The sequence below is a fragment of the Streptomyces sp. 3330 genome, from assembly GCF_031456635.1.
GTDB lineage: Bacteria > Actinomycetota > Actinomycetes > Streptomycetales > Streptomycetaceae > Streptomyces.
In genome coordinates, this window is sequence record NZ_JAVDVA010000025.1 from 63,060 (window position 1) to 88,281 (window position 25,222).

Annotated in this window: 19 protein-coding genes; 4 read left to right on the forward strand and 15 right to left on the reverse strand. The window is 75.5% G+C overall.

Annotated elements, in window-relative coordinates; all coding sequences use genetic code 11:
* Positions 1 to 125: 125 nt before the first annotated feature.
* From J2X68_RS32440 to J2X68_RS32475, 8 genes are all read right to left on the reverse strand, one after another.
* Positions 126 to 1,895 carry an NADase-type glycan-binding domain-containing protein gene (locus J2X68_RS32440; protein ID WP_310436177.1) on the reverse strand — a complete coding sequence of 590 codons (1,770 nt, stop codon included), beginning with the start codon at positions 1,893 to 1,895 and terminating at the stop codon, positions 126 to 128.
* Positions 1,892 to 2,449, reverse strand: coding sequence for a phage tail protein (locus J2X68_RS32445; protein WP_310436178.1), 558 nt, complete (start codon positions 2,447 to 2,449; stop codon positions 1,892 to 1,894). Before J2X68_RS32445 ends, J2X68_RS32440 begins: the two co-directional genes overlap by 4 nt.
* 31 nt (positions 2,450 to 2,480) lie before the next feature.
* Entirely contained in the window at positions 2,481 to 4,439 is a 1,959-nt protein-coding gene (locus tag J2X68_RS32450) for a putative baseplate assembly protein (RefSeq protein ID WP_310436179.1), read from the reverse strand.
* Positions 4,439 to 4,882: a GPW/gp25 family protein gene (locus tag J2X68_RS32455; RefSeq protein WP_020132881.1), complete on the reverse strand. Its 444-nt coding sequence runs from the start codon at positions 4,880 to 4,882 to the stop codon at positions 4,439 to 4,441. The genes J2X68_RS32450 and J2X68_RS32455 overlap by 1 nt, the downstream gene beginning before the upstream one ends.
* Positions 4,883 to 4,931: 49 nt before the next feature.
* Positions 4,932 to 6,833, reverse strand: a complete 1,902-nt coding sequence (locus J2X68_RS32460; RefSeq protein ID WP_310436180.1) for a VgrG-related protein — start codon at positions 6,831 to 6,833, stop codon at positions 4,932 to 4,934.
* Positions 6,833 to 7,558 carry a LysM peptidoglycan-binding domain-containing protein gene (locus J2X68_RS32465; RefSeq protein WP_310436181.1) on the reverse strand — a complete coding sequence of 242 codons (726 nt, stop codon included), beginning with the start codon at positions 7,556 to 7,558 and terminating at the stop codon, positions 6,833 to 6,835. The genes J2X68_RS32460 and J2X68_RS32465 overlap by 1 nt, the downstream gene beginning before the upstream one ends.
* 49 nt (positions 7,559 to 7,607) lie before the next feature.
* On the reverse strand, positions 7,608 to 8,033 hold the full coding sequence (locus tag J2X68_RS32470; RefSeq protein ID WP_020132884.1) for a phage tail protein: 426 nt from the start codon (positions 8,031 to 8,033) through the stop codon (positions 7,608 to 7,610).
* Between the two features lie 69 nt (positions 8,034 to 8,102).
* Positions 8,103 to 9,488: a hypothetical protein gene (locus J2X68_RS32475; RefSeq protein WP_310436182.1), complete on the reverse strand. Its 1,386-nt coding sequence runs from the start codon at positions 9,486 to 9,488 to the stop codon at positions 8,103 to 8,105.
* A 1,915-nt stretch (positions 9,489 to 11,403) separates the two neighbouring features.
* Between J2X68_RS32475 and J2X68_RS32480 the strand changes: the two genes are divergently transcribed.
* Positions 11,404 to 12,120, forward strand: coding sequence for a hypothetical protein (locus J2X68_RS32480; RefSeq protein ID WP_310436183.1), 717 nt, complete (start codon positions 11,404 to 11,406; stop codon positions 12,118 to 12,120).
* Here the strand turns inward: J2X68_RS32480 and J2X68_RS32485 are convergent.
* The 4 genes from J2X68_RS32485 to J2X68_RS32500 all read right to left on the reverse strand — a co-directional run bounded on the left by J2X68_RS32485 (position 12,069) and on the right by J2X68_RS32500 (position 14,845).
* Positions 12,069 to 12,227, reverse strand: coding sequence for a DUF6760 family protein (locus J2X68_RS32485; RefSeq protein WP_020132885.1), 159 nt, complete (start codon positions 12,225 to 12,227; stop codon positions 12,069 to 12,071). The two genes, J2X68_RS32480 and J2X68_RS32485, sit on opposite strands and share 52 nt — an antisense overlap.
* On the reverse strand, positions 12,224 to 12,748 hold the full coding sequence (locus J2X68_RS32490; protein WP_057606179.1) for a hypothetical protein: 525 nt from the start codon (positions 12,746 to 12,748) through the stop codon (positions 12,224 to 12,226). Before J2X68_RS32490 ends, J2X68_RS32485 begins: the two co-directional genes overlap by 4 nt.
* A complete protein-coding gene (locus J2X68_RS32495; protein ID WP_020132887.1) occupies positions 12,748 to 13,191 on the reverse strand; it encodes a phage tail protein in 444 nt (147 codons plus the stop codon). The genes J2X68_RS32490 and J2X68_RS32495 overlap by 1 nt, the downstream gene beginning before the upstream one ends.
* A 61-nt stretch (positions 13,192 to 13,252) precedes the next feature.
* Complete coding sequence (locus J2X68_RS32500; RefSeq protein WP_310436184.1) at positions 13,253 to 14,845, reverse strand: phage tail sheath subtilisin-like domain-containing protein; 1,593 nt, start codon at positions 14,843 to 14,845, stop codon at positions 13,253 to 13,255.
* 313 nt (positions 14,846 to 15,158) lie between these two features.
* Here J2X68_RS32500 and J2X68_RS32505 point away from each other — a divergent pair, with 313 nt between their 5' ends.
* Together J2X68_RS32505 and J2X68_RS32510 are read left to right on the forward strand one after the other, a co-directional pair.
* Positions 15,159 to 16,571 carry a hydrolase gene (locus J2X68_RS32505; protein WP_310436185.1) on the forward strand — a complete coding sequence of 471 codons (1,413 nt, stop codon included), beginning with the start codon at positions 15,159 to 15,161 and terminating at the stop codon, positions 16,569 to 16,571.
* Between the two features lie 118 nt (positions 16,572 to 16,689).
* Positions 16,690 to 18,069 (forward strand): ricin-type beta-trefoil lectin domain protein, encoded by a 1,380-nt coding sequence (locus tag J2X68_RS32510; RefSeq protein WP_310436186.1) that lies wholly within the window; start codon positions 16,690 to 16,692, stop codon positions 18,067 to 18,069.
* A gap of 25 nt (positions 18,070 to 18,094) precedes the next feature.
* Here the strand turns inward: J2X68_RS32510 and J2X68_RS32515 are convergent, their stop codons facing one another.
* From J2X68_RS32515 to J2X68_RS32525, 3 genes are all read right to left on the reverse strand, one after another.
* Positions 18,095 to 20,074, reverse strand: coding sequence for an ATP-binding protein (locus tag J2X68_RS32515; RefSeq protein WP_310436227.1), 1,980 nt, complete (start codon positions 20,072 to 20,074; stop codon positions 18,095 to 18,097).
* Between the two features lie 263 nt (positions 20,075 to 20,337).
* Positions 20,338 to 21,012: a DUF4255 domain-containing protein gene (locus tag J2X68_RS32520; RefSeq protein ID WP_310436187.1), complete on the reverse strand. Its 675-nt coding sequence runs from the start codon at positions 21,010 to 21,012 to the stop codon at positions 20,338 to 20,340.
* Positions 21,013 to 21,151: 139 nt separating this feature from the next.
* Complete coding sequence (locus tag J2X68_RS32525; RefSeq protein WP_399041382.1) at positions 21,152 to 21,862, reverse strand: LuxR C-terminal-related transcriptional regulator; 711 nt, start codon at positions 21,860 to 21,862, stop codon at positions 21,152 to 21,154.
* 297 nt (positions 21,863 to 22,159) lie between these two features.
* Here J2X68_RS32525 and J2X68_RS32530 point away from each other — a divergent pair, with 297 nt between their 5' ends.
* Positions 22,160 to 25,183 (forward strand): AAA family ATPase, encoded by a 3,024-nt coding sequence (locus tag J2X68_RS32530; RefSeq protein ID WP_310436188.1) that lies wholly within the window; start codon positions 22,160 to 22,162, stop codon positions 25,181 to 25,183.
* Positions 25,184 to 25,222 lie beyond the last annotated feature (39 nt).

Consider the following 25,222-nt stretch of genomic DNA (forward strand, 5'->3'; position numbering starts at 1 on the left):
GCACCGTACGCGCCGCCCGGCGTGGCCGGTGCCGCGCGCCAGGACACGCCCGAAGGGAAGGGCCCTGGCCGCCCGGGAGGGGAGTCTCCCGGCCGACCAGGGCCCTGAAGTGCCAGGTCAGGCCGTCACGTGGAGTTCGCGCTCGACCGGCCGAAGAACTCGATCTCGGCTATCGAGACCTGCTTGCTCGCGGAGGCCATGTACGACGACTCGATGGTGAAGCGGACCTTGGTGACGTCACCCACGCGGAACGCGCGCCGCTGACCGCCCGAGCTCTGGTCCAGGACGATCTCCCGGGTCGTCGTCTTCCCGTCCTTCAGGGTGATCGTCGCCTTGATGCGGTGCGGCAGGGCCGACTTGCTGAGCTGGTCGGGGCGGACCGACGTGCCCGAGGTGATGATCAGGTCCAGCAGGCGGGTCGGCTCGTCGAAGCGGGCCTCGATCCACTCCCCCTCGCCCGACTGCGAGACGCCGGGTCCCCACCAGCTGTTGTTGATCTTGTCGAAGGCCAGCTCCGGCTTGTGCCCCGGGTAGGAGCGGGATGCCGCGAACGAGTCCGGGGCGACCGGCGCGCGCTTGGCGAAGTGGTCGCGGGTGGCCTGGATCGCCGCCGGCGTGTTCACCCCCGCGATGATCAGGAGGGTGAGGACGACGGCCGCCACCACCCAGCTGAGGACGCGGTCGAACGTGCGGCGCAGACGCGGGCGGTCGCCGGCCCAGGGGGTCGCGCCGTTGCGGTTGAACAGGCGGCGCCACCAGGGGAGGCGGGTCGAGGAGCGGTCCTCCAGCGTCATCGGCATCGCGCAGCGGACGCAGAAGTGCCGGTCGGGATTGTTGGGGGTGGCGCACCAGGGGCACGCGACGCCGTACTGCTCGCCCTGGACCGGGCCGGGCGCGCGTACCTGCGGCCGGTCCGCGACCGGCCGGCCCGGCAGCACCGGCGCCACGGACGGGGGCGCGGCGGGGCGTGGCTCCGCGTCGGCGACGGGCACCAGGAGGGAGCGGGCCCGGGCGGCCATCGTGTCGCCGAGGGCGGGAGCGGGGGCGGCGGCCGGTACCGGTGCGGTGGGGGCGGTCGCGTCGGGCTGGGCGTGCGCGGGGGCCGGTGCGGTGCCCGACGGAGCGGCGGCGCCGTCCTCCGGCGGGATGACCGGCAGGGGAGTTTCCGTGGTGTCCTCGTCGTCCGGGTCGTAGTCGTCGTCGGCGGCGGCCGGGGTGGCGGCCTGGGTGGGGGCCTGGGTGGGGGCCTGGCCCGTGGGTTCAGGGGTGGCGTGGGGCGCGGCGTGCGGCGCGGGGGGCGCCGACGCGTTCGCCACCGCCGTACCGGAGCCGGCGGAGGGAGCGGGGGCGGCCGCGGGAGGGGCGGCGGGCGCGGGGGCGGGCGCGGGCGCGGCGGGGGCGGGAGCCGTCCGGGAGACGGCACCGGCCTGCGGCGCCGCGGCGCCCGACGGCTCCCGCGTGCCCTCCGCGGAGCGGTACCCGGCCCCTGAGCCGCCGCTCACGGCCCCGGAGTCGGCGCCGGTGACCGTCCCGGGCCCGGACGCCGCGCCGGAGCCCGAGCCGTATGCGGACCCGGAGCCCGACCCGGTTCCGGTTCCGGCTCCGTGAGCGGAAGCCGTAGCGGCCCCGTGAGCCGCCCCCGTCCCGGAGGCGGAGCCGTGGGCCGAGCCCGCCCCGGCCCCGTCGCCCGTCGCGGACCCGGCATCCGGCCCGGGGACCGACCCCGAGCCCGACCCGGACCCCGAGCCCGGCGCGGACCCCGAGCCCGACCCGGTGCCCGCGCCGGTGCGGGCCGAGGGGCGGTCCGTCCAGCTCAGTACGGCGCCGCAGGCGTCGCAGAACGACTGGCCGGGCTCGGCCCGCGTGCCGCACTCGGCGCAGTTCAGGGTGGTCATCTCTCCGGGGTCCTTTCGGCGGCGGTCACCTTGACCGTGTACGGCATGTGGGCGGGGCGGGCGGCGGCCACGAGGGTGTCCAGGCGGTGCTCGTCCGCCGGACCGGGGTCGGGCAGCCGGATCGTGACGTGCAGGTGCGGCCGGGGTTCGCCGGGGACCGGGCCGAGCGGCCGGGCGCTCCACTCGGCGCCGCCGCTCTCGGAGATCTCCGGCTCCACGCCGAAGGCCAGCCGGACCGTCTCCGACAGGCCGCGCCGGGTGCCGCGCACCCGGTGCAGGTACGCGGCCGCCGCGACCGCGGCCCGCAGCCTCGGTTCGGGTTCCGTGCCGTCGGTCTCCGCGCCGACCCAGCCCGCCAGCCAGCGGGTGAAGTCGACCGGGGCCAGGGCCGGGTCGAAGTAGGCGGGCAGGCAGTCGAGGACGTTGAGGATGGGGGCCATCACCTCGTCCAGGCCCCCGACGAAGCGCTGTGCCAGGTCGTCGTCGGCGAAGACGGCCGGGAGCATCGCGCCGATCGGGACGGAGGAGCCGAGTCCGTCCACCGAGCCTCTCAACGTGCCGTTCCCTTCCGTGCGTCCGGGCCGCTCATGCGCCGTCCCCGATCACGCGCACCCGGTGGTCGTAGGAGAACACCAGGGCGGGGGCGGCCAGGTCGATGCGGTCGGTCGCCTCGCCGCGCTTGCCCGTCAGCGGGTCGGCGGGGTGCAGCATGACCTGGTCGACCAGCTCCACTCCCGGGACGCGTTGGAGGACGGCGAAGACCTCGCCCGACTGCACCGGGCGGCCGAAGGGCCAGCCCTTGCCGTCCGCGCCGCCGGTCAGCGGGTCGAGGTGGCGGTAGAGGGCGTCGTGGGCCTGGCGGCGGACGCGGTCCGTGTCGACGCCCCGGAAGGCGTGCACCGTCGCCACCACCGTCACGCCCTGGTAGTACGGCGGGCCGACGGCCAGTCGGGTGCCGATCAGGCGGCGTTCGTCGAGGTGGCGGGTGATGCGGTCCAGCAGGGAGTCGCCGGGCACCAGCTGCTCGAAGCGGAGGCGGCCGCCGGGGTCCGGTACGGCCTGCGGGACGACGAGCACCCGTACCGCGTAGGAGCCGTGCTCGTCGGGCTGTCCCTCCAGGCAGGTGATGCGGGCGGTCTCGGGGGCCGCGCGGCGGGCGAGTTCCTCGTAGTCGCGCAGGGTCACGGCCCGCTCCTGGGCGCGCAGGGTGATCGGCGCGCGCAGTTTCGCCTCCTCCACCGTCTCGCCGTCGACCCCGCCGCGCGCGGCCTCCCGGTTGACGACCTCCGAGACGTACGGGACGGAGGTGCGGAGCACCTGGACCGCGCCCCGGGCCACGTTGCCTGCGCGGCCGCCGCCCGTGCGGTAGCGGCGGGCCCGGATGACCGAGCCCTTGGGGGCGACGGCGCCGTACTGGCGGAGTTTGCCGTCGGGTTCGCGGACGGACGGGCCGAAGGCGATCTCGCCGGTGGCCGCGTCGAGGGTGACATGGCGGTCGTCGGGGCCGGAGGCGGCGAAGTGCGGGACGACCTGCCAGTCGGACCAGCCCTCGTGCTCTGCGGTCTGCAGCAGGAGCGGCGGGTCGTCGCCGACGACGGGCGCGTGCGCGAGGGCGAGATGCTGGCCGGGGAGGCCCGTGGACTCGCCGAGCGCCTCGTCGTAGACGGTCTCGGCGTGCACGGCGGGGGCGGTGCCGCCGACCGTGAACACCTCGGCGGACCGCACGGTCGGGGAGGTCGTGTAGAAGGGCTGGCCGGGGAGGGGCTCGGTGACGCGGCAGCGCAGCCAGCCGGCCTCCTGGCCGCCGGAGCGGGACAGGACGTGGCCGCCGGTGATGTGCAGGACGACCTCGCCGGGCCGGTTGAGGCCGCCGGTGCCGTCGCGGTCGATCTCGCACTCCTGCCAGCCGTCCTCGGTCCACGCCTCCCAGACCAGCGGGGGCTGGCGCGGGTCGACGCCGACGCCGTCGACGCGGCTGTCCAGTTCCAGGACCACTGCGCAGTGCGGGACGGCCGCGCTCAGGCCGAACAGCATGCAGTCGCCGGGCTGCGGCGCCTCGGCGAAGCAGAGCAGGTCCTTGCCCTCGGCGAGGTCGGTGGTCCTGTCGGTGACCGGCTCGCCCCGGTGCTGCACGACGAGATGACTCAACTGGCTCGGCACGACGGTGAGTTCGCGTTCCGTGGCGAAGACGACGGCCTCCTCGCTCTCCGTGCGGACCGTCGCCACCTCGGTGCCCACCGGCAGCAGCACCGGCTCGTCCTGCGGCGCGGACAGCCAGAAGGTGACCTCCGTGCGGGCGGCGGACGGCGGGAAGAGGCGGATGCCGACCAGGTCGAGGAAGGCGAGGTGGTTCTTGTCCGGGACGCGGTTGAGGCGGTAGACGATCTGGTCGGCCATGTGGGCGACCGTCTCGACGAGCGTCACGCCCGGGTCGGAGACGTTGTGGTCGGTCCACTCCGGTGCGCGCTGCTGGATGTAGCGCTTGGCGTCGTCGACGAACTGCTGGAAGCGGCGGTCGTCCAGGTTCGGGGAGGGCAGGGCCATCAGCGGTCGCTTTCGGAAGCCGTACCGGACGGACCGGGAAGACCCGGCTCGTCATGGGACGGAATGACGTAGAAGGGGAAGACGAGACTGCGCGGATTGTTCGTGCCGCGGATCGCGTACTGGACGTCGATGAAGAGCACGCCCTGTTCGGCGCCGGCGGTGACCTCGACGTCGGTGACCTCGATGCGCGGCTCCCAGCGGTCCAGGCTGGTGTACACCTCGTGCTGGATGCGTCCGGCCGTCGCCTCGTTGACCGGGGCGAAGACCAGGTCGTGGATGGCGCAGCCGTACTCCGGGCGCATCGGACGTTCGCCCGGCGCGGTGGCGAGGATCAGCCGGATGGCCTCCTCGATCTCGCGCTCCCCGCTGACCAGGGCGATGCCCCCGGTGGGGCCGATGCGGAGCGGGAACGCCCAGCCCGATCCGACGAATTGCTCGGCCATCAGAGGGCCACCTGCCTTTTCCTGATTCTCACGGCGTGCCGTCCGCGCGTCACGGCAGCGGGTACGGCTTGGCGTTGACCATGACCATGCCCTGGAGCATGAGGGTGGCGGCCCGGATGCCCACGTTGGCGGTGGAGTTGATCTGGACGGTGGCTCCCGCGCTGAACGTGGCGGCGCCGCCCGACTTGAGGTTGAGCAGCCCCGCCGCGTCGACCGACACCATGCCCGTCATCGACCTGATGTTGATCAGGTTGCCCCGCAGGGTGAGGGAGCCGCCGCTCCTGATGGCGATGTTGCGGCCGGCGGTGAGGGTGAGGTCGGTGCCCGCCTTGACGGACACCGAGCGGCTGCCCGTGATGCTGACGGCGCCCTTGCTGTCCACGGTGATCTCGGTCTGCGCCCGGTCCAGGTTGATGACGAGCTTGTCGTCGCCGCTGGTCAGCCGTACGCCCTGTTTGCCGCCGGTCCGCTGGCTGAGCAGGTCCACCCGGTTGCCCTCGCGGTCGGACAGGGTGTGCCGGGAGGCCCGCTGGCGGGCCCCGTCGTGCAGGGGCACGTCCTTGACGGGAGTCGGCTTGTCCCGGCCGTTGTACAGGCCGCCGATGACGTAGGGGTGGTCGAGGGCGCCCCGGTCGAAGCCGACCAGCACCTCGTCGCCGACGTCGAGCGGGAAGATCGAGCCGCCGCGCTTGCCGCCCCACTGCACCACGCGCGTCCAGTCGCTGACGTAGGCGTCGTCGAGCCAGGGGAACTGGAGCTTGACGCGGCCCTGCTTGAGCGGATCGCTGACGTCGGTGACCAGGGCGTTGGCGGTGCCGGGGAGGTTCAGGCCGTTGGAGGCGTTGCCGCCGCCGGAGGAGAGCCCGTACAGGGACCGCCACTGCCGTCCGCTGACCGTCACCCAGGCCTCGTAGTGCTTGCCGTCGCCGAAGACGTGCCGGACGGAGGTCGCGGTGTACTTGCCCTCGAAGGGAGCGCCGACGTCGGCGAGGGTGACGGGCAGCCCGGGCCGGAGCTTCGGGGTGCCGCGCGCGATGACCTCCAGCTCGGCGAAGGAGCCGGTGACGTCGTCGGCGAGGGCCTCGGCGGCGAACCGCACCTCCGACTGCCGGTCGTACGGCGTCTGCGCGTCGACCAGCTTGGCCGGCTTGAACTTGGCGGCGGCCTCACCGGGGGTCGTGCCGATGCTGATGCCCGGGTTGCTCGTGGCGGGCGCGGTCGCGGTGAGCTTCTTCTTCGTCGTCACGTCCCAGCCGCGCGCCTCGACGGTCGCGACCTGCTCGGCGGCGGTGACGGCGGCGCGCAGCCGGAGGATGTCGGTGCCGGCCTCCAGGACGAACGGGCTCTTGTCGCCGGGGGTGGACGTGGGCGGGGCGCCGGACGCGGGGTCGGGCTTGACGAACTGGAACTTGCCCTTGGCGTCCACCGACATGACCATCTCGTTCTCGTCGGCCAGCCGGGCGAGGAAGTCCCAGTCGGTGACGTTGGCCTGGCTGATGAACTCGTAGACGGTCTTGGTGGACTGGATCTTCCCGACCGGGACGCCGTCCTGGGCGGCCAGCTTGCGGGCGATGTCGGAGGCGCTCTGGTTGCGGTAGGCGGCGACGCGGCGCTGACGCATCAGACGGTGGCCGAAGTCGTAGCCGCGGATGACGGTGAAGGAGCCGGTGCCGTCGTAGTCGGCCTCCAGGCCGCACACCTCGCCGGTGAGGAGCGGGTCGGAGGCGCCCTTGCCGTCGGCGATCGGGGCGAGGACGACGGGAGTGCCGAACTTGACGCCCAGCTTGCCGAGGACCAGACGGCCGGGGTCGCGGAAGGTGAGCCGGAACGCGGCCGGCACCCCGAGGCCCTGGTCGACCCAGCCGTCGACGAGGAGCGGCGCGATGTCGACGGGCAGGGGGCCGCCGCCGAGGGTGACCTGGATGACGCTGGAGAACGCGGACTGGACCACTAGTGGCGCACCTCCTCGGTGGCCGGCAGGACCAGCTCGATGCCGGTCGGCAGACGGGAGGGGTCGTCGATGCCGTTGGCCTCGGCGATGGACCGCCACGCGGAGGCGTCGCCGTACTCGCGCCAGGCCAGCGACTGGAGGGAGTCACCGGCGACGACCCGGTGCACGCGCTGCGCGGTGAGGGCGCCGGAGGTCGGGTTCTGGCCCTTCGTCTTGCTCGGGATCTCGTGCAGGCGCACCTGGCAGGTGGCGCGGATCGGGACGCCGGTCGTGCCGAAGAGCGAGTACGTGACGTCGATGCTGCTCACGTAGGAGGTGAAGCGGGCCGTCGAGAACGAACCCCACTGGAAGACCACCCACGGCGGCGAGGGCTGCTTGGCGGCGATGCTCTTGGTGGTGACCTCGCAGCACTCCAGCAGCGACTCGACCTTCTTCAGGACGGTGTTGCTGCCGGGCTGGTCCGAGGTGTCGAGGAAGATCTCGACGGTCATCTCGCGGGGCTCGGGACCCATGAACTCCGGTACGGAGCCGTCCCGGACGGCCGCCGTGGGGGTGACCTTCCACTGGGCCCGGCGGCCGAGCTGGAGCTGCGCCGGGTTGAAGTCGAACCCGAAGGATTTGATCAGCCCGCCGGGGGTCGTGCTCGTGCCCACCGGCGGTTCGTGGATCGCGAGGGTGGCACGGACCAGGCTCTTGCCGGCGCCGCCTTTGCTTCCCTTGGCCATGGCTTGTACTCCCTGCCTCGTCCTGCTGGTCCCGGTCCCGTCCTGCCGCTCAGTCCGTGAAGCCGTGGTGGGTGATCTCCAGGACCTCGGTGGCCACGCCCGGGCTGTCCGGGCTGAGGGACGGCCCCTGCCAGCTGACCGGCAGCACGTCGATGAGCCCCCACCGGGCCACCTCCGAACCGTCCGCGCGCAGTGCCGCGATCTGCGCGGTCGGCCGGGTCACCCCCGTGGTGACCGACGAGATCCACTTGGCGACCTTGGTGGTGTCCGGGGTGAGCGGACGGGTCAGCCGGATCGTGGAGAACGTGACCCGGGAGGGCAGCTGCCAGACGAAGCCGTTGTTGCCGCCCTCCTGGCGGTGCTCGATCTCCACCTGGGACGAGAGCCCCTCACACCCGTTGAAGAAGCCGAGGCTCTCGCCGTCGATGGTCAGGGTGAAGAAGATGGTGGAGCCCGGGTCGAGATCGGAGGGCATCGGGGCCTGGCCTTTCCGGGAGAGGGGGAGTCGGGGGCGTCGGAGGAGTCGGAATCGGTGGCGCTGCGGTCAGTGGCGGGGGTCGCGGAGTCTGCCGATGCGTTCACGGTCGAGCCGCAGTTCGGTGCGGAGCAGCCGCGTGATGCGACCGGTCAGACGGTGCGTCAGCTCGTCGAGCTGGAAATCGGTGAGCGCGCGCGGATCGAAGCCGGGGTGCGCCTGCGGGTGAGCCGTGTCCGCCGCGCCCCGGTCGGCGCCGGGCGGGGGTCCGGCGGCGCCGCGGTGCGGCTTCGGCGGCGGCGGGAGGGGCGGCGCCGCGGCCCGTCGCTGGACCACCGGGGCGGCCGGCGGGGGAGCCGCGGGCAGCGTCCGCGGGGCGGTCGCCGGGACCGGCGGGGGGGCCGCCGTCGGGAAGGACGGGGCCTGGACCGGCGGCGCGAGGGGCGACGGTGGCGCGGCGGGGCGGACGGGCGCGGTGGCCGCCGGACCCGGGTCGGGCAGCGGCCGCCGCTGCACGACCGGCGCCAGCGGGGTCTGCGTGGCCTCGGCCGCCGCCGTGGGCGCGGACAGGGGCAGCAGGCCGGTGGTGGGGTACGGGCGCGCCACGGGCCCGCCCCCGGTCGCGCCGGGCGCGGTACGGCGCAACGGCACGGGCGCCGTGAGGGCCTGGCGCTGCACGGGCGCCGGGGACGCCGGGGACGCCGGGGACACCGACGGCAGGCCGGGACGGGCGACGGCGACGGGCGGCGCGGGGCGGTGGTGTCCGGCCGGCGCCGCGGGACGGACCGCGCCGGGCAGGGCGTCGGCGGGGGCGGCGAGGACGGTGCCGGGGGTTTGCGGGAGCGGGGCCGGGCGGGGCGTCGGCGTGCCGGTGCCGTGGGGGGACGGCGGTGTGGGCGACGGGAGTCCGGGGGCGCCGGGCGTCGCGGCGCTGCGCTGGACGGCGGGAGGGGTGAGCGGCGCCGAGGAGGTGCCGCCGGGAGCCGTGGCCGCGCGGGGGGCGTCGCCCCGGGGCCCGATCGGGATGCCGCCGGGCGCGTGCAGCGGCGCGGCGTCGGCGGGGCGGGTGGAGAGGGGGGCGCCCAGCGCGGGGCGTGCGGCCGCGGGGCGCGCGGGCTGCGCGGCCTCGGTGACCGGCACGGCGGCCCGCTGGACGGGGGCGCCGAGCGGGGTGGAGCGCCGGGCCGGCGCGGGCGGTGCGGGCGGTACGGGGTGCGCGCCCGGGGCGTCGACGCCGTGCGCGGACGCGGCGGCGGGGCGCGTGCCGACCGGGGCCGCGGTCGCGGACGGCACCGGTGCCGCCGCGGGAAGGCCGAGCGGCGTCGCCGGACCCGGACGGCCCGGGGGAAGACTCGTCGGGGCGCCGAGCCCCGCCCGGCGCCGCGGGGCGGTCGCGCCGGAGGCGGCCCGCTGGACGCTCGTCGCGGACGGGGAGGCGGAGGCGGGCGCGGGCATGGAGGCAGGGGTGGCCGTGGGCGCGGAACCTGTCGCGGGCCCCGGGCGCTCGGCGGCGGCACGCGCGGGAAGCGCCGGACCGGTGCGCACCGGCGCCGAACCGCTCACGCCGCCCGGAGCGGACGTGGCGGGGAGCGCGGGCGGGGTGACCGGAACAGGGGCCGAAGCGGCACGCTGCACGCCGGTGGACGCCGTGGGACGGCCGGTGGGCGTCGGCAACGGCGTGGGTGCGTGCGCGTGTGCGGTCGCCGGCCGGGACGGTGTCGAGGCGGGGGCCGGTGTCGTCGCGACGCGCTGCACGCCCGGGGCCGGTGCGGGGCCACCGGCGGCGGAAGCAGACGCGGGACCGGGGGCCGGGGCGGAGCCCGAGCCGGGCGCGGCGCCGGGAGACGAGGCCGGTGCCGTCGCGGCGCGCTGCACGCCCGGGTCCGGCGCGCGGCCGACGCCGGGCGAGGACGCGGCGGGACCGGCCTCCGGGGCGGGGACCGCACCGGAGGCGGCGCTCGGGCCGGTGGCGGCGCTCGGGCCGGTGCCGGTCCTGGATGCGGCGCCGGAGGCCGAAGCAGCCGCCGTCGTGGCGGGTCGGACGCCGGGCGTCGAGGCGCGGCCGCCGTCACGCGGGGTCGCGGAGGAGGCCGGGGCCGGACTCGGAGCCGCCACGGCCCGCTGCACGGCGGGAGACGACGTACGGCCACCGGAGGCCGGGCCGGAAGGCGCGGGCGAACCGGCACCGGCGTGCGGGCCGGAGCCCGGCGCGGAACCGGAGTCTCGCGCCGGGCCGGAAGCGGCGGCGGGTGCGGCGGGGCCGGAAGCGGGAGTGGCGGCCGGGCCCGGGGAGGCCACGGCACCGGAGCCGGGCACGCGTCCGGCACCGGCATCGGCACCGGAGCGGGAAGCGGGGCCGGGACCCGAACTGCGGGCGGCCGACGACCCGGTGGGGCCATCGGCGGAGGGAGTGGAGCGCGCGTCGGCGGCGAGGCGTCTGCTCACGGTGACCGGCGCGGCCGGGGCGGAGCGCGGCGCGGGCGGGCCGGGCGAAGGCGTCGCCGACGGGCCACGCTCCGTTCCGCCCGGTCGAGGCGCCGCCGGGCCGCTGCCCGGGGAGCGCGTGCCGGTGCCTGCGGGGGCCGCACCGGGAGAGGAGACGGGCGCGGTACGCGCCGCAGCGGCACGCTGCACGCTGGGACCGGCGCCCGCCGCGGAGGACCCGGCGGAGCCGGTCGGCCGAGCCGTCGCCTGCCCCGACCCACTTGCCGGACCCGAGCCCGCAACCGGACCGGGACCCGCGACCGGACCGGGACCCGCGACCGGACCGGGACCTGAACCAGCCGACACGGCAGGCGACTTCGCCGACGGCGGCAGGGCCGAGCCGGTCCGCGCGGCGGGCGTGGCGCCGCCCACCGCCGACGGCCCGGGGACGGCCGCACCGGCGTCCCCCGCGCCCGGCACCGCGCGCTGTACCCGGACCGGGGCGCCACCGGCCGCCGGGCCCGCGTGCGAGCTCACCGCCCGCTGGAGTCCGACGGGCGGGAGGGAAGCCTTACGGGCCTCCCCCGCACCGGAGTTGCCTCCCGCAGCAGGGGCAGCAGGGGCAGCAGGGGCAGCCGGGGCGGCCGGGGCGGCAGGGGTGGCCGGGGCGGCCGGGGCGGCAGGGGTGGCCGCGGTGGCGGCTCGTCGCGGGCCCGGGGCGGGGTCCTTGCCGCCCGCCGGGCCTCCGCCGTCCGGGTCCGCACCCCGGCCGGACGGCCGAGCCGATCCGCCGTCGGCGGACGAGGCCGCCGCCGGAGCCGGGGCCGGGGAGGCGCACGCGGATGCCGGTCGCGCGGGCAGGCTGCGCCGCTGGACCGGCGCCGACACGGACCTCGTCAACGGGGCCGGGCCGCTCGACGGCACCGGGCCGGCCGGGGACACCCGGATGCCCCGCGCAGCGAAGGCGGCCGGAGCGGACGCCTCCGTCGGACGGGACGGCACCACGGGCGCCGCCGGGGCGGCCGGAGCCGCGGAAGCCGTCGGACGGGCAGCCGTAGCGGAGGCGGGAGCCGCCGGGCCGGACGGGCGCGCCGCCGCGGCACTCGTGCCACCGGAACCGGCCGCCGGGCCCGGACCGGCCGGAGCCGGACGGGGAGCGACCGCCGGGGACGCGGGGACGGCACGCTGCAGGGGCGTCGGCCGGGGCGGTGCGGCCGCCCGCTCGGGTTCGGCGACCGGCGGAGCCGCCCGCAGGCTGCTCATCAGGCCGCCCGGCGCCGCGTCCAGCACCGCGTGGAAGCCGGTGCCGGTGAAGGAGGGGTTCTGCCAGGTGGCCAGACGGCCGCCGAACCCGGCGTCGGCCACCCCCGACGGGCCCCCGGCCGCCGCGCGCTGGATGGGCGGAAGCGTCGGCCAGGCGGCCGCGACGACGGGCGGCGCCGGCGCGGCACCGGGCGCCGGAGCGCTGCTGCCGCCGGTCGCCGCCGGGCCGCCCGTCGCGGCCGGCGCACCGGTCGCCGGCGTGCCGGTGACGGTGGCGGGCGGTGCGCCCGGGCCGTCCCCGCGTCCCCCGCCGCGGCCGCCTCGGAACCGTTCCAGGAACCCCATGCCTCAGCCCTCCGCCCCGCCCCGGGTCACCAGGGACGCGATCTGGTCGGCGTAGCGGCGCCGGTCGTGGTGTTCCAGGTCCAGGATCTCGTCCTGGCCCCAGTGGAAGTGGTAGGCGACGTACGCGATCTCCTCGTGCAGCCGGTCGGTCGCGTACGTCACGATTCCCCCAGGCGGCTCCCGCCGAGTTCCACCTCGAAGGGCTCCGAGCAGTGGGGGCACTGCACCGAGGCGCGGGTGTGCCCCTCGGCGTTGACCTGGCGGTAGAAGTCCTGGAGGAACGCCAGGTCGGAGGCGAACATGTTCTCCACGACGCCGTCGTGGACCAGCGGGAGGCTGCCGAGCCGGGTGATGACCCGGCCCAGCAGCACCACCGACAGGTACGCCGGGTTCTCCTGGACGCGGATGTCGCGGAGCGGGACCAGTTCGTCCCGCGCCGTCGCCAGCCGCATCACGCCGTCGCGGTGGACGGTGCCCGCCTCGTCGACGTACCCGCGCGGCAGCTCGAAGGGGAACTCCGTCTGGAGCCGGTACGGCGCGGGGGCCGGGGCGGCGGCCGCGCCCGGCGCGGAGAACGCGGACGCGGCGCCGGACAGGGACTCGGACTCGGGCACGGCGGTGGCCGGGAGCGCCTCCTGCGGCTCCCCGCCCGCCGCCGCTGCCCGGACAGCCGTGCGCCGCATTACTCGATGACCAGTTCTTCGAACGTGATCGTCACGGTCTCGGTCAGCGCGGAGGCCTCGCCGGCCTTCACCGAGCTGGTGTCGATCTTGCTGCACCAGGCGTTGCGCATGTTGTACCGCTTGACCGGGTTGTTCTGGTAGTCCATCACCATGATCGTGGCGTTCTTGCGGGCGGTGCCCATCACGCCGTTGATCGACTCGGTGATCCACTGGTTGAACGCCGCGGACTGGGTCATGCCGCGCACGACCGTGCAGGTGCCCGCCTTCTTGACGCCGGGCAGCTTCTTGGTGACGGGCTTGCCCTGCGCGGAGACCTGCTGGTACTCGATGACGTCCTGTTCGAGGCTGAGGCCGCTGACCTCGGCGAGGTACTCGACCATCACACCGTCGATCTGGAGACCGAAATTGTGTGAAGTAAGGGCGTCACCCGGCTGGAGACTCATCTGGCTTTCCTTCTAAAAGTGGTGAGGAGGGCGGTACGAGGACGGAGGGCCTGCTCCGGGCCTACTCCTCCAGCTCTCCGTTGCCGCTGGAGAACTGGGCCAGCCGGAAGATCACGAACTCGGCGGGCTTGACCGGCGCGATGCCGATCTCGCAGATCACACGGCCCAGGTCGACCGACTCCGGCGGGTTGGACTCCTCGTCACACTTGACGTAGAAGGCCTCCTCGGGACGGGCGCCGAACAGCGCGCCCCCGCGCCACTCGTTCACGAGGAACGCCGAGACGTTGCGCCGGATCCGGGCCCACAGGGCGTGGTCGTTCGGCTCGAACACCACCCACTGGGTGCCGATCAGGATCGACTCCTCCAGGTAGTTGAAGTACCGGCGGACGTTCAGGTAGCGCCAGGCCGGGTCGGAGGAGAGGGTGCGGGCGCCCCAGATGCGGATGCCGCGGCCCGGGAACGCCCGGATGCAGTTCACGCCGATCGGGTTCAGCAGGTCCTGCTCGCCACGGGTGATCTGGATCTCCAGGTCCACCGCGCCGCGCACGACCTCGTTCGCGGGAGCCTTGTGGACACCGCGCTCGGAGTCGTTGCGGGCCCACACGCCGGCCACGTGACCGCTCGGCGGGATCAGCCGGGCCTTGCCGGCGGACGGGTCGAAGGACTTGATCCACGGGTAGTACAGGGCCGCGTACTTGGAGTCGTAACCGGCCGTCTCCTGGCGCCACACCCGGATCTGACGGGCGTTCAGACCCGGCGGCGGGTCGATGATGGCGACGCGGTCGCCCATCAGCTCGCAGTGCGCGATCAGGCCCAGCTGGACGGCCTTGACCGACTCCAGGTCGATCGCGCCGCGCTGGTAGGCGGCCATCAGGTCGGGCACCGCGACCATGGACACCTCGTCGACGGCCTCCAGGCCGCCGAAGCCGGTGCGGTCGGAGCTGTCGCCCAGGTACTGCGCGGGGCCGACGGGCTGCGCGGTCTCGACCGCGTCGGTCGGCGCGGCGGCCGGCGGAGCGGCCAGCGCGACCGTCTGGTTCTCCGGGCGGGCCAGCTGCGCGGCGGGCGCGGCCTCGGCCACGGTGATGAGCTTGGAGCGCTCCTTGACCTGGGTGACGACGTAGGAGCGGTTGCCCTTCTTCGCCGACACGTCGAAGGACTCGACGGCCTTGTCGCCGTCCTTGACGATCAGCTTGAAGCGCTCGGCGGGGCCTTCGCCCTCCGCGTCCGCGACCTCCACGCTCAGCGGGCCGCCGTTCTCGCCCGGGGCCACGGCCGTCACCGTGAACGTGCCGAGCTGCTTCGGCTCACCGGCCGGCAGGGCGGCCGGAGCGGAGCCCGGACCGGTCACCGCGGCGGGCGACTTGGCGTCTCCGGCGGCACCCGCCGAGGAACCGCCGACGCGGACGACGTACGCCGCCGAGCCGCCGTTGTTGAAGAACCCGTAGACGGAGTGCGCCAGGTAGTAGCCGTCGGTGAAGTCACCGAAGGCGGCCACGTACTGGGTCCAGTTGGTCACCAGGGTCGGCTCGTTGAGGGGGCCGGTCGGGGCGAGCCCGACGAAGGCCGCCACCGAGGTGCCCACCCCTTCGATCGGGCGGGAGCCGCTGGCCACCTCCTCGACGTATACGCCGGGCGACAGGTAGGACGGCATGCTGTGCTCTCCTCGGGGTACGCGTCAGGACGTCTTTCACCGTCACGCGCGAAGCGCGTCTCTCGAAACGGCTTCCGGTGCAGGGTCCGGGGCACGGCTGTTGCCCTCGGGGGCAGTGCGGGCCGCCGGGACCCGTCCGGGCCCTCCTCCCCGCCGCCGGTACGGCGGCGGCCCCGGTGGGAGCGCGGCGGCGGCGCCGGGGGCGGCGCCGGGCCGCGGGGTCCCCTCGGGCAGCCGCTTGCGGCCCGGCAGGGCAAGCACCCTGCCCCGTCGCCTCTGACCCCGCCCGCCGCCCTCCCCGTAGCGTCGGCGCGTGAGCCTGTGGACTTCCCTCGAACCCGCCTCCGTCACCGTCGACCCCGGCAGCCGGGCGACCGTCCGGCTGCGGGTGCGCAACACCGGTGACGTCGTCGACGAGTACCGCTTCGAGCCGGTCGGCCCGACCGCGCCCTGGACGGCGGTGGAGCCGCAGACGCTGCGGTTGTACCCGGGCACGACGGGCACGGTCGAGCTGACCTTCGCCCCGCCGCGCACCCCGGACGCGACGGCCGGACCCAACCCCTACGCGGTGCGCATCACGCCGACCGAGCATCCGGAGGCGGTGACCGTCCCCGAGGGGAACCTGACGATCACGCCGTTCACCGAGATGCGGGCCGAACTGGTGCCGCCGACGGTGAAGGGACGCTTCCGCGGGCGGCCGCGCCTGGCGATCGACAACATCGGCAACACCAAGCTCACCGCCTCGCTGAGCGGCAGCGACAACGGCGACCGGCTCTCGTACGAGCTCCAGCCCGCCAATGTGCAGGTCGAGCCGGGCCGGGCGGTGTTCGTGAACACGACGCTGCGCCCACGTCAGATCATCTGGTTCGGCTCGAAGGAGGAGCAGCGCTACAGCCTCGCGGTGCGCCGCTCGGGCGCGCAGGCGCTGGAGGTGGAGGGCACCTTCGTGCAGCGCGGGTTCCTGCCGCGCTGGCTGGCCACCGCGCTGAGCCTGACGGTGGCCCTCGCGATCGCGTTCGTGATGATCTGGCTGGCGTACAAGCCGCAGGTCAACACCAGCGCCAACGAGAAGCTCGCGGAGGCCGGCGTCAGCACCCTTGCGCCCAGCCCCTCGGCCACACCCAGCGCCCCGGCCCTGGTGCCCACCCCGACCGCCCCCGCCGTGGTCGAGGCGCCCGCCACCAGCCAGGCCCCGGCCGACGGCGGCGGGAGCGGCGGGGGCGGCGGCACCGAGTCGAAGGCCCCCGTGAAGCCCAAGCAGGAGACCGCGGCCGTCGCCGTGAACAAGCTCGCGGCGCGCAGCGACGGGCGGCACATCTGCTACCGGGCCTACGTGGCGGACAAGGGCTGGCAGGACCCGGTCTGCGACGGCGCGATCGCCGGTACGACCGGCAAGGACCTGCCCATCAAGGCCCTCAACATCGCCACGGCGAGGACCGGCGGTGTCACGGGCAACGCCGCCCATGTGGTCGGCGGCTGGCTGACCGGCGACAAGTGGTCCAAGGCCGGCGACGGCGTCGACATGTACATGGGCTCCAGCAAGCCGGCGGTCGCGGCGATGGAGGGCTACACGATCAAGACGATCGAGGGCTCCGTCTGCCAGAACCCGCACATCAAGGACCGGGGCTGGCTGGGGAGCGGCTGCACCAAGGACGGCGACTGGATCTACGGCGGCAGCCCCATGGAGCAGAAGCTCCAGCTGGAGGCCGTCCGCTTCACGGTCTGACACGCGTGACACCCGGTCCGGAACCGGGTGGACGGGCACGGCCGCTCGGCCCTTTCGGGCAGCGGTCGTGCCCCAGGGCTTCCTGACGGGCCCCCGTCCCGCGTCGTAGCGTCGACAGGTGACTCTGTGGACCTCTCTGGAACCGGCCGCTGCGACCGTGGACCCCGGCGGCACTACGACCGTACGGCTGCGGGTGCGCAACACCGGTGACGTCGTCGACGAGTACCGCTTCGAGGCGGTCGGCGCGGTGGCGCCCTGGACGGCGGTGGAGCCGCAGACGCTGCGGTTGTACCCGGGCACGACGGGCACGGTCGAGCTGACCTTCGCCCCGCCGCGCACCCCGGACGCGACGGCCGGACCCAACCCCTACGCGGTGCGCATCACCCCGACCGAGCATCCGGAGGCGGTGACCGTCCCCGAGGGGAACCTGACGATCACACCGTTCACCGAGATGCGGGCCGAACTGGTGCCGCCGACCGTGAAGGGACGCTTCCGCGGGCGGCCGCGCCTCGCGATCGACAACATCGGCAACACCCGTCTGACGGCGTCCGTCGCGGGCGCCGACATGGGCGACCACCTCGGCTACGAGTTCCGGCCGGCCAGTGTGCAGATCGAGCCGGGCCGGGCGGTGTTCGTCGACACGACGCTGCGCCCCCGTCAGATCATCTGGTTCGGCTCGAAGGAACAGCGGCCGTACGCGCTGAGCGTGCAGCGGTCCGGGGCCGTGCCGTTCTCGGTGGACGGCACGTTCGTGCAGCGCGGGTTCCTGCCGCGCTGGCTGGCCACCGCGCTGAGCCTGACGGTGGCCCTCGCGATCGCGTTCGTGATGATCTGGCTGGCGTACAAGCCGCAGGTCAACACCAGCGCCAGCGAGAAGCTCGCGGAGGCCGGCAGCACCGCGCTGCCCAGCCCGTCCGTCTCCGCGCCGTCGGCGCCGAAGGTGGACGCCTCCGCCGCACCGCTGCCCGAGCAGCAGACGTCCTCCGCCCCGGCCGAGGAGGAGGACGGCAGCGGCGGTTCCACGTCCGGCGGCTCCTCGGGGTCGGACAGCGGCGGCGGGAGCGGGTCCAGCGGTTCCGGTGACACGCAGACGGCGGCCCCGGTGCCCGGCGCCGTGATCATCGGCCAGGGCTCGGACCGGTGCATCGACATCACCGGCGCCCAGAACGGCAAGGGCAAGGACGGCACCCCGCTCCAGCTGTGGGACTGCGCCGGGTCGGCCAATCAGAAGTGGGTGTTCAAGAGCGACGGCACCGTGCGCGCGCTCGGCCTGTGCATGGACGTCGCCTGGGGGTCGAAGGACGACGGCGCGGTCATCCAGGTGGCCAACTGCTCCGGCAACCCCGCCCAGCAGTGGGTGCTGAGCCAGTACGGCGACCTCGTCAACCCGCAGGCCGACAAGTGCATCGACGCCAAGGACAACGGCACCGGCAACGGCACGAAGCTTCAGCTGTGGACGTGCTCGGGGACGCCCAACCAGAAGTGGCGCGCCCAGTAGGCGGCGGCCGACGGGGCGCTCCGGCCTACCAGTTGGCCTCGCCCGGGACCAGACGGCCCGCCTTGCGGTACTCGCGGCGGGCCCCCTCCAGCAGGTCGCCGTCGCCGACCGGCTCGTCGCGTCCCGCGGCGAGGTAGGCGGCGGTGACGACCGCGCTGCGGATCGAACCGCCGGCCAGCTCGAAGTCCCTGGCCAGCGGCGCGGGATCGACGCCGGCGGCGCACGGCACGTGGCCCAGCCCGTGCCGCCACAGCGCGAGCCGCTGCCCGGCGTCCGGGAACGGGAAGTCGACCACCAGGTCCAGGCGCCGGGTGAACGCATCGTCGATGTTGGCGCGCAGGTTGGTGGTGAGCAGCGCGATGCCGTCGAAGGACTCCAGCCGCTGAAGCAGGTAGGCGCTCTCCATGTTGGCGTACTTGTCGTGCGCGTCCTTCACCTCCGACCGCTTCCCGAAGACGGCGTCGGCCTCGTCGAAGAGCAGCACGGCGTCGGTGCGGTCGGCCTCGGAGAAGATGCGCTCCAGGTTCTTCTCGGTCTCGCCGACGTACTTGTCGACGACCGAGGAGAGCTGCACGACGTAGAGGTCGAGGCCGAGTTCGGCGGCGACCACCTCGGCGGACAGCGTCTTGCCGGTGCCGGACTCGCCCGCGAACAGTCCGAGCACCCCTCGGCCGCGCCCGCCGCCGGCGCTGAGCCGCCAGTCGCCGAGCACCCGGTCGCGGTGCCGGGCGCGCAGCGCGAGCTCGTGCAGCTGGGTCAGCGGCCGCTCGGGCAGCACGAGGTCCTGCCAGCCGACGTCCGGCCGGATCCGCCGCGCGTGCCGCTCGAGGCCGGACGCCGACTGCTGCCGCGCGGCCAGCCGCACATGGTCGGCGGTGAGCGGCCCGCCCTCGAAGGCGGCCAGGACGGAGGCGGCCCGCGCGGCCCGGGCGACCCGCTCGCCGCCGAGGCGGTAGGGGGCGACGGTGGCGGCGAGGTCGAAGCCGGGGGCGGCGTCGGGGGTGCCGGCGGAGTCCAGCGCGGCCGCCCAGGCGGCCGTCCCGCCGGCCCGGCGGCGCGGAGCGTCCAGGACCAGCGGATCGTGGGTGGACCAGTGCGGGTCGTAGGGGCGCGGGTCCGTGACGAGGACGGTGACGTCCGCCGCGTCGGTCAGCGCGCCGATCAGATGCCCCGGCTGGTCCGGCAGCCCGGACAGCACGACCGCCCGGCCGCCGAGCCGTGCCTCGCGCAGCAGGCCGGGCACGCGGTCCTCGGGCCCGGTGAAGCGGAGGGCGCCGACGCCGGCGGCGCGCAGGGCGGAGGTGATCGCGGCGAGGCCGTCGCCCTCGCGGTGCTCGCGCAGATAGGCGGTGAGCGGGCCGCCCTCCCGTATCCGGTGCGCCAGCAGCCGGACGAAGTCCGCGTCGTCCGCGGGCAGCTCCGGGGGCAGCGGGTGCAGGTGCCCGTGCAGGGCGGCGTCCGGGGTGTCGTCGCCCAGCAGGTGGGCGAGCAGCCGGTCCGGCACGCGCAACGAGCGCGACAGGAAGGGCCGTTCGGGTTCCTCCACGTCCAGCAGCCCGTACGCCCGCAGCGGCGCCGCGGAGTGGAAGCGGGCGCGGGCCGCGGCCCGGTGGGCGGGGATCCCGCACAGCTCCAGGGCGAGGCCCACGGTGGCCCGCCGCCTGCTCACGTCGTCGTTGAGGTAGCCGTAGAGCGGTTCGAAGGCGCGGTCCAGGTCGGGCGCGAGGGCGACGAGCAGGATCGCGGCGTCCAACTCGGTGAGTCGGAGCCGGGCGGCGAGGGCGCTGAGCGAGTCGGCCGGGTCCGGGTCCGGGGTCGCGGCGTCGGCGCGCACGGCGGCCGGGCCGCCCCCGAGCAGGTGACGCACCGCCTCCTCGGAGAGGTAGAGGCCGCGCAGCGGATCGGCGGCCGTCGGATCGACGGCGGCCCGCCGGTCGACCAGCGCCCCGACCCGATCGCGCAGCGCCCCGAGCCGCACGAGCAAGGCGGCGGCCCCGCCCCGCAGATCGGGCCCGCTGTGCTCCGCGCACTCCCCGTCGCCACCCGGGACGCCCTCGCCACCCAGGGCAGCGGCGCCGAGGGTGTCGGCGTCGGCCGGGTCGGTGCCGGGCGCGAGGGTGCCGGTGTCGGCCGCGGACGGTCCGGGGTCCCGGTGTGCGCCGTGGCCCGAGGGGCCGGACGGGGGCGTACCGCCGTCGGTCACGACCGGGTCCTGGGCGGGCGCCGGTGTCGAGGCGGATGCCGTGGGCGCCCCCGTGTACGCGCCGTTCACCGCTGGTCCGGGTGGCGGGCGCCGGCCTCGCGGGCGGCGCGGGCCGCCGCCACCTGGTGGGGCCGGTGGGCGCGCTCGCCGGACTCCGGCGGGTCGCCGTCCATCCCGCGCAGGCGGACCGCCGCGCCCTCGGTGACCGGCGGCCCCGCGTCGTACTCCGGGTAGGCCGGGAAGGGCGCCGTGACCACCAGGTCCAGCGACGGCTTCAGCTCACCGCCCAGGGCGGACCAGATCTCGGCGAGGGAACGCGACTCGGTCTGGATGCCGGCCACCGTCACCGGCATCGACAGCCCCAACGCGCCGAGCGCGCCCGGGAGCTCCTCGGCCGGCAGCATCTCGCGCGGCAGCAGCGTCGCCAACACGGCAGACAGCAACCGGTGTTCGTCCTGCGGGGTGCGCGTCCATGCGGTGACCAGGTACGACAGCCGGAACCAGCGCGGCGGTTGGCGGCGCTTCACGACGACGTCCCGCTCGTCCCGCACGGCCATCTGGCCGCGCTGGCGACGGGTCACGTCCTCGCGGATGTCGTACAAGTAGGTGTTGATCACAGGGGCGTTGCGCCGGGCCGCCCAGTCCCGGGTCGGCGCCTCGAAGGAGACGTCGATCCCGGACCCCGCGAGCGCGCCGCCCCCGAGCAGCCCTTTGAGGACCTCGTCCACCTCGTGGATCACCGTCGTGCTCCTCAACTTGCCGTGCCACACCCACTGTCCGACGATCGTGCCCCGGACGGGCCCCGATCCGCAGGAGCGACGGGGTCGGCGGCCGGGCAGGGCATCCTGCCCGCGTGTCCGCCTTCGATTGCCCGTTCGGTCAGATGTAGCCTTCCCGTAGGGCATATGCCACAGCGTGCGCCCGGTTGCGCAGATGCAACCGCGTCGTGAGTCCGTGCATGACGTTCTTGACGGTTCGTTCGGAGTAGGACAGCTTGCTGGCGATCTCTCCGGTGTCCAGGCCCTCGGCGACCAGCCGCAGGACGTCCACCTCCCGCGGCGCGAGCCCCAGGGAGGGGGCGCCGGGCCGGCCCGCCGCTCCGCGGTGCAGCGTGCCCACCTGGCTGATGAGCCTGCCGAGCAGGTCGGCGGGCAGGTCGCCGTCGCCGCGGTGGGCCGCCAGCACCGCCTGCACCAGCCGGTGCGCGGTGGCCTCGCGGCGCCAGACGATGGCCCCGACCCCGCACTCGATGACGTCCAGGAGTTCTGTCTCGCGGATCGTGCCCACGACGAGCACCGCCCGGGCCCCCTCGCTGCGCACGATCCGCCGCAGCCGGCCCAGCGCCCCCTCGTCGAGGGTGTCCTCGATCAGCAGCGCCACCGTGCCGGCCGCGGCCGAGACCTCCTCGCGGACCTCGACCTCGGGCCGCCCGCGCAACTGGCTGACCGCGCCCTCGCGGGAGATCGGGTCCGGTGCCTGGACGGCCACGGGGATCCGCCGTCGGGTGCCGACGGCGATGCCGGGAACGCCGACGCCTGTCGCGGCGATGCCCGCGGCACCGGTCTCTGGTGTCCGTGGTGAGCTGAGCAACCGTTTCCCCCAAGTTCACGGGCCCGCCGTCCGAAAGGGCTCGGTGACGGGTGGGTACGGTCCAGACTTCTGTGACCTCCGGGGCGCGCGCAATCGTGGAGCACCACGAGGCGGACCACGAGAGCAAGCCCCCCACCACCACGATTCACCTGCATCGTCGCAGGTCAGAGCTTCTTCGGTCGGTGCGCGCCAGGGCACCGTGAGCCTCGCCACAAGGGCCGCACGGACCCGTACCGAACCACACGACCTCTACGTGTACATGGACAAGTCCGATGTGCCCGACAGCAGGAGGCAGGGATGACCGGACCGTTGCGGGAACGCGAGGACGCGCACGCGCTGCTCACGGCGGAGGCGGAGCGGGCCCGAGCGGGCGCGGGCCGTCTCGTCGTGCTGCGCGGGGCCACGGGCACCGGCCGGTCCGCCGTCCTGGAGGCCGCCGCCGCGCACGCCGCCCACCTGGGCCTGCGGGTGCTGCGCGCCCGCTGCTCGCCCGACGACAGCGCGCTGCCGTTCTCCTCGGTGCTCCATCTCCTCGGCTCCGTGCCGGAGTTCGCTGACGTCGGGCCGGGCGACGACGACCGGGGAAGCGCGGCCCGGCTGTGGCGGTTGCTGCGTTCCTACGCGGACGAGACGCCGCTCATGGTGGCCGTGGACGACGTCCACCTCGCCGACGAGGCCTCGCGCCGCTGGTTCGTGGAGGCGGCCCGGCGGATCGACCGATTACCGGTACTCATGGTGGCCACCGAGCGCAGTCAGTACGACATCGACCCGCGGCCCGCCGGTCTCACACACTCCCTGTCCCCGTCCGTGGTCCGCACGCACACCCTCGCCCCGCTCACCGACGACGCCTCGGCCGACCTGGTCCGGGCCGCCTTCCCGACCGCCTCGGACCGGTGGACGGCGGACTGTGTGCGGGCCGGCGCGGGCAGTCCGCTGCTTCTGCACGCCCTGCTCGACGACCTCGACGGCGCCCCGCCGCCTACGGCCGTCCCGAGGACGTGCGCCGCGCTGTACCCGGGTTCCTACCCGGCGGCCGTCTCCTGGTGGCTGGACAGCGCGGGCCCGGCGACGGCGGAGGTGGCCCGGACCCTCGCGGCCCTGGAACAGGCGGAACGCTCGGATCGCACGGGTCGCCAACCGGGTGATCAGGCCGACCGGATCGCCCGGCGTGACCGGCCCGACCGGGGCGAGACCGCCGGAGCGGCCGACGGCGCCGGGCGCGCGGAGGGCTCCGTCACCCGCAACGCCGTCCCCGGTCCCTTCTTCGTCCCGGTCCCCGGCCCCGCCCCCTTCCTCGACGCCCCGCACGCGGCCCTGACCGCCGCCGACCCCACCGACCCCACCACCACGACGGAGTGCGCCACCGCCGCCACCGAGACCGCCACCGAGACCGCCGCCGAAGCCGCCACCGACACCCTGGCCGCCCTCGTCGCCGACGCCTCCGGCGCCGACCCGGCCCGGGTCTCCGGGTGGTTCACCGCGATGACGCGGCTCGGCGTGCTGCGCCCGGACCCGGCCGGCCGGCCCCGCTACGCGCACCCGCTCCTGCGGGACGCCGTCCTCGGCGGCTGGTCCACCGCCCGCCGTCAGGACGCGCACCAGGCGGTCGCCCAGGCGATGCTGCGCCGCGGCGATCACCTCGACGCCGTGGCCCGGCAGTTGCTGGGCAGCGCGCCCGCCGGTCTGTCCTGGGCGCTGCGCGTACTGCGCGACGCCGCCACCGTGGCCGCGCGCGACGCCCGCCGCGGCGACGCCGTCCGCTACCTGCGCCGGGCCCTCCAGGAACCGCTGCCCGACGACCTGCGGCAGCGGCTGCTCACCGAACTCGGCTCGCTGGAGTACGCCTCCGCGGACACCCCGGCGGGCATCCCCCGGCTGGCCGAGGCGCTCGACCTGCCCGCCGCACCCCGCGACCAGGTCCGTACGGCCATCGCGCTGGGCACCGCGCTGGTGGGCCGGGGCGAGGTCCGTACGGCGGTGGAGGTGCTGCGCCGGCTGGAGGGCCGGCTGGTCGGCCACCCCGACCTGGCGCGTGCCCTCCAGACCGCGTCCGCGCTGCTCTCGGACCAGGACCAGACGGTCCGCCGGGAGGCCTACCGCTGGCTCACCGACACCGCGGAACGCTCCCCGGAACTCGTCGGTGCGTCCGGGCAGGCCCTGCTCGTGCGGTACGCGGCGACCGCGGGCGACCTCCCGGCGCAGGAGGCGATGCGGCGGCTGCGCACCCTCCTGACGGAACCCGCCGACCCCCTCGCCGAGCCGTTCCTGCTGGGGACGGCCGCGGCGGTGGCCCAGTGGGCCGACGAACTCGACGAGGCGGAACGCCTGGTGGAGCGCGGGCTGGCCGGCCAGCGTCCGACCCTGCTGCACCCGATGGAACAGGCCCTGCTGGACACCAGGTGGGACATCGCGGCGGCGCGGGGCGCGTACGGCGCGCTGCTCGACGCCCTTCCCGGCAGGGCCCGTGGCCGGCGCACCGGCGGCGGCCCGGTCAACGCCGACGCGCACACCCTGCTCGCGCTGGTCGAGACGGGCCGCACGCAGGAGGCGCGCCGGCTGGCCGACACCTTCGACCTCCGCGACACCTCCGACTCCTGGGAGCTGAACCGGTTCCTGTACGCGCGGGGCGTGCTGCGGTTCACCGAGGGCGATGTCGCCGGCGCCCTGCACGACTTCCTGGAGTGCGGCCGGCGTCAGTCCGCCCGCGCCGTCCTCAGCCCGGTCGTCACGCCGTGGCGGACGGCGGCCGCGGAGTGCCGGCTGGCGCTGGGCAACCCCCAGGAGGCGCTGGCCCTGGCGACCGAGGAACTGCGGCTGGCCCGGGTGTGGAACACCCCGCGCACGACCGGACGGGCGCTGCGGGTCCTGGGCCGGGCGACCCGGGGCAGGCGGGGGCTGGAACTGGGCGCGGAGGCGGTGGCCGTCCTGCGGGACTCCCCGGCCGAGGCGGAACTCGTCGCCTCCCTCCTCGCCCACGGCCGGCAGCTGACCGCCGCCGGTGAACGCGGGCGGGGCCGCGACCATCTGCGGGAGGGCGCCGAACGCGCCGAACGGCTCGGCAGCGTCCGCCTGCTGACCTACGCCGAAGAGGCCCTCCGCACCGCCGGAGGCCGCCGCACCACGCCCGCCCACACCGGCTCCGGAGCCCTCACCGGCAGCGAGCGGCGCATCGCGGAACTCGCGGCGGAAGGCCGCACCAACACCGAGATAGCGGAGCTCCTGCACGTCGCCCGCCGTACCGTGGAAACCCACCTGACCAGCGCGTACCGCAAGTTGGGTATACGGCGCCGGGGCGAGTTGCGGGGTGTGCTGGACGACTGAGGCGGCTGCGCGGCGCCGGGTCGTCGCGGGCCGCCGGAC

Bases quoted from the DNA above. Each gene is read 5' to 3' on its own strand.
- J2X68_RS32440 (WP_310436177.1), bottom strand. From the start codon at position 1,895: ATGACCACCCTGAACTGCGCCGAGTGCGGCACGCGGGCCGAGCCCGGC.
- J2X68_RS32450 (WP_310436179.1), bottom strand. From the start codon at position 4,439: ATGGCCCTGCCCTCCCCGAACCTGGACGACCGCCGCTTCCAGCAGTTC.
- J2X68_RS32455 (WP_020132881.1), bottom strand. From the start codon at position 4,882: ATGGCCGAGCAATTCGTCGGATCGGGCTGGGCGTTCCCGCTCCGCATC.
- J2X68_RS32465 (WP_310436181.1), bottom strand. From the start codon at position 7,558: ATGGCCAAGGGAAGCAAAGGCGGCGCCGGCAAGAGCCTGGTCCGTGCC.
- J2X68_RS32470 (WP_020132884.1), bottom strand. From the start codon at position 8,033: ATGCCCTCCGATCTCGACCCGGGCTCCACCATCTTCTTCACCCTGACC.
- J2X68_RS32475 (WP_310436182.1), bottom strand. From the start codon at position 9,488: ATGCCCGCGCCCGCCTCCGCCTCCCCGTCCGCGACGAGCGTCCAGCGG.
- J2X68_RS32480 (WP_310436183.1), top strand. From the start codon at position 11,404: ATGCCCCGCGCAGCGAAGGCGGCCGGAGCGGACGCCTCCGTCGGACGG.
- J2X68_RS32490 (WP_057606179.1), bottom strand. From the start codon at position 12,748: ATGCGGCGCACGGCTGTCCGGGCAGCGGCGGCGGGCGGGGAGCCGCAG.
- J2X68_RS32495 (WP_020132887.1), bottom strand. From the start codon at position 13,191: ATGAGTCTCCAGCCGGGTGACGCCCTTACTTCACACAATTTCGGTCTC.
- J2X68_RS32500 (WP_310436184.1), bottom strand. From the start codon at position 14,845: ATGCCGTCCTACCTGTCGCCCGGCGTATACGTCGAGGAGGTGGCCAGC.
- J2X68_RS32530 (WP_310436188.1), top strand. From the start codon at position 22,160: ATGACCGGACCGTTGCGGGAACGCGAGGACGCGCACGCGCTGCTCACG.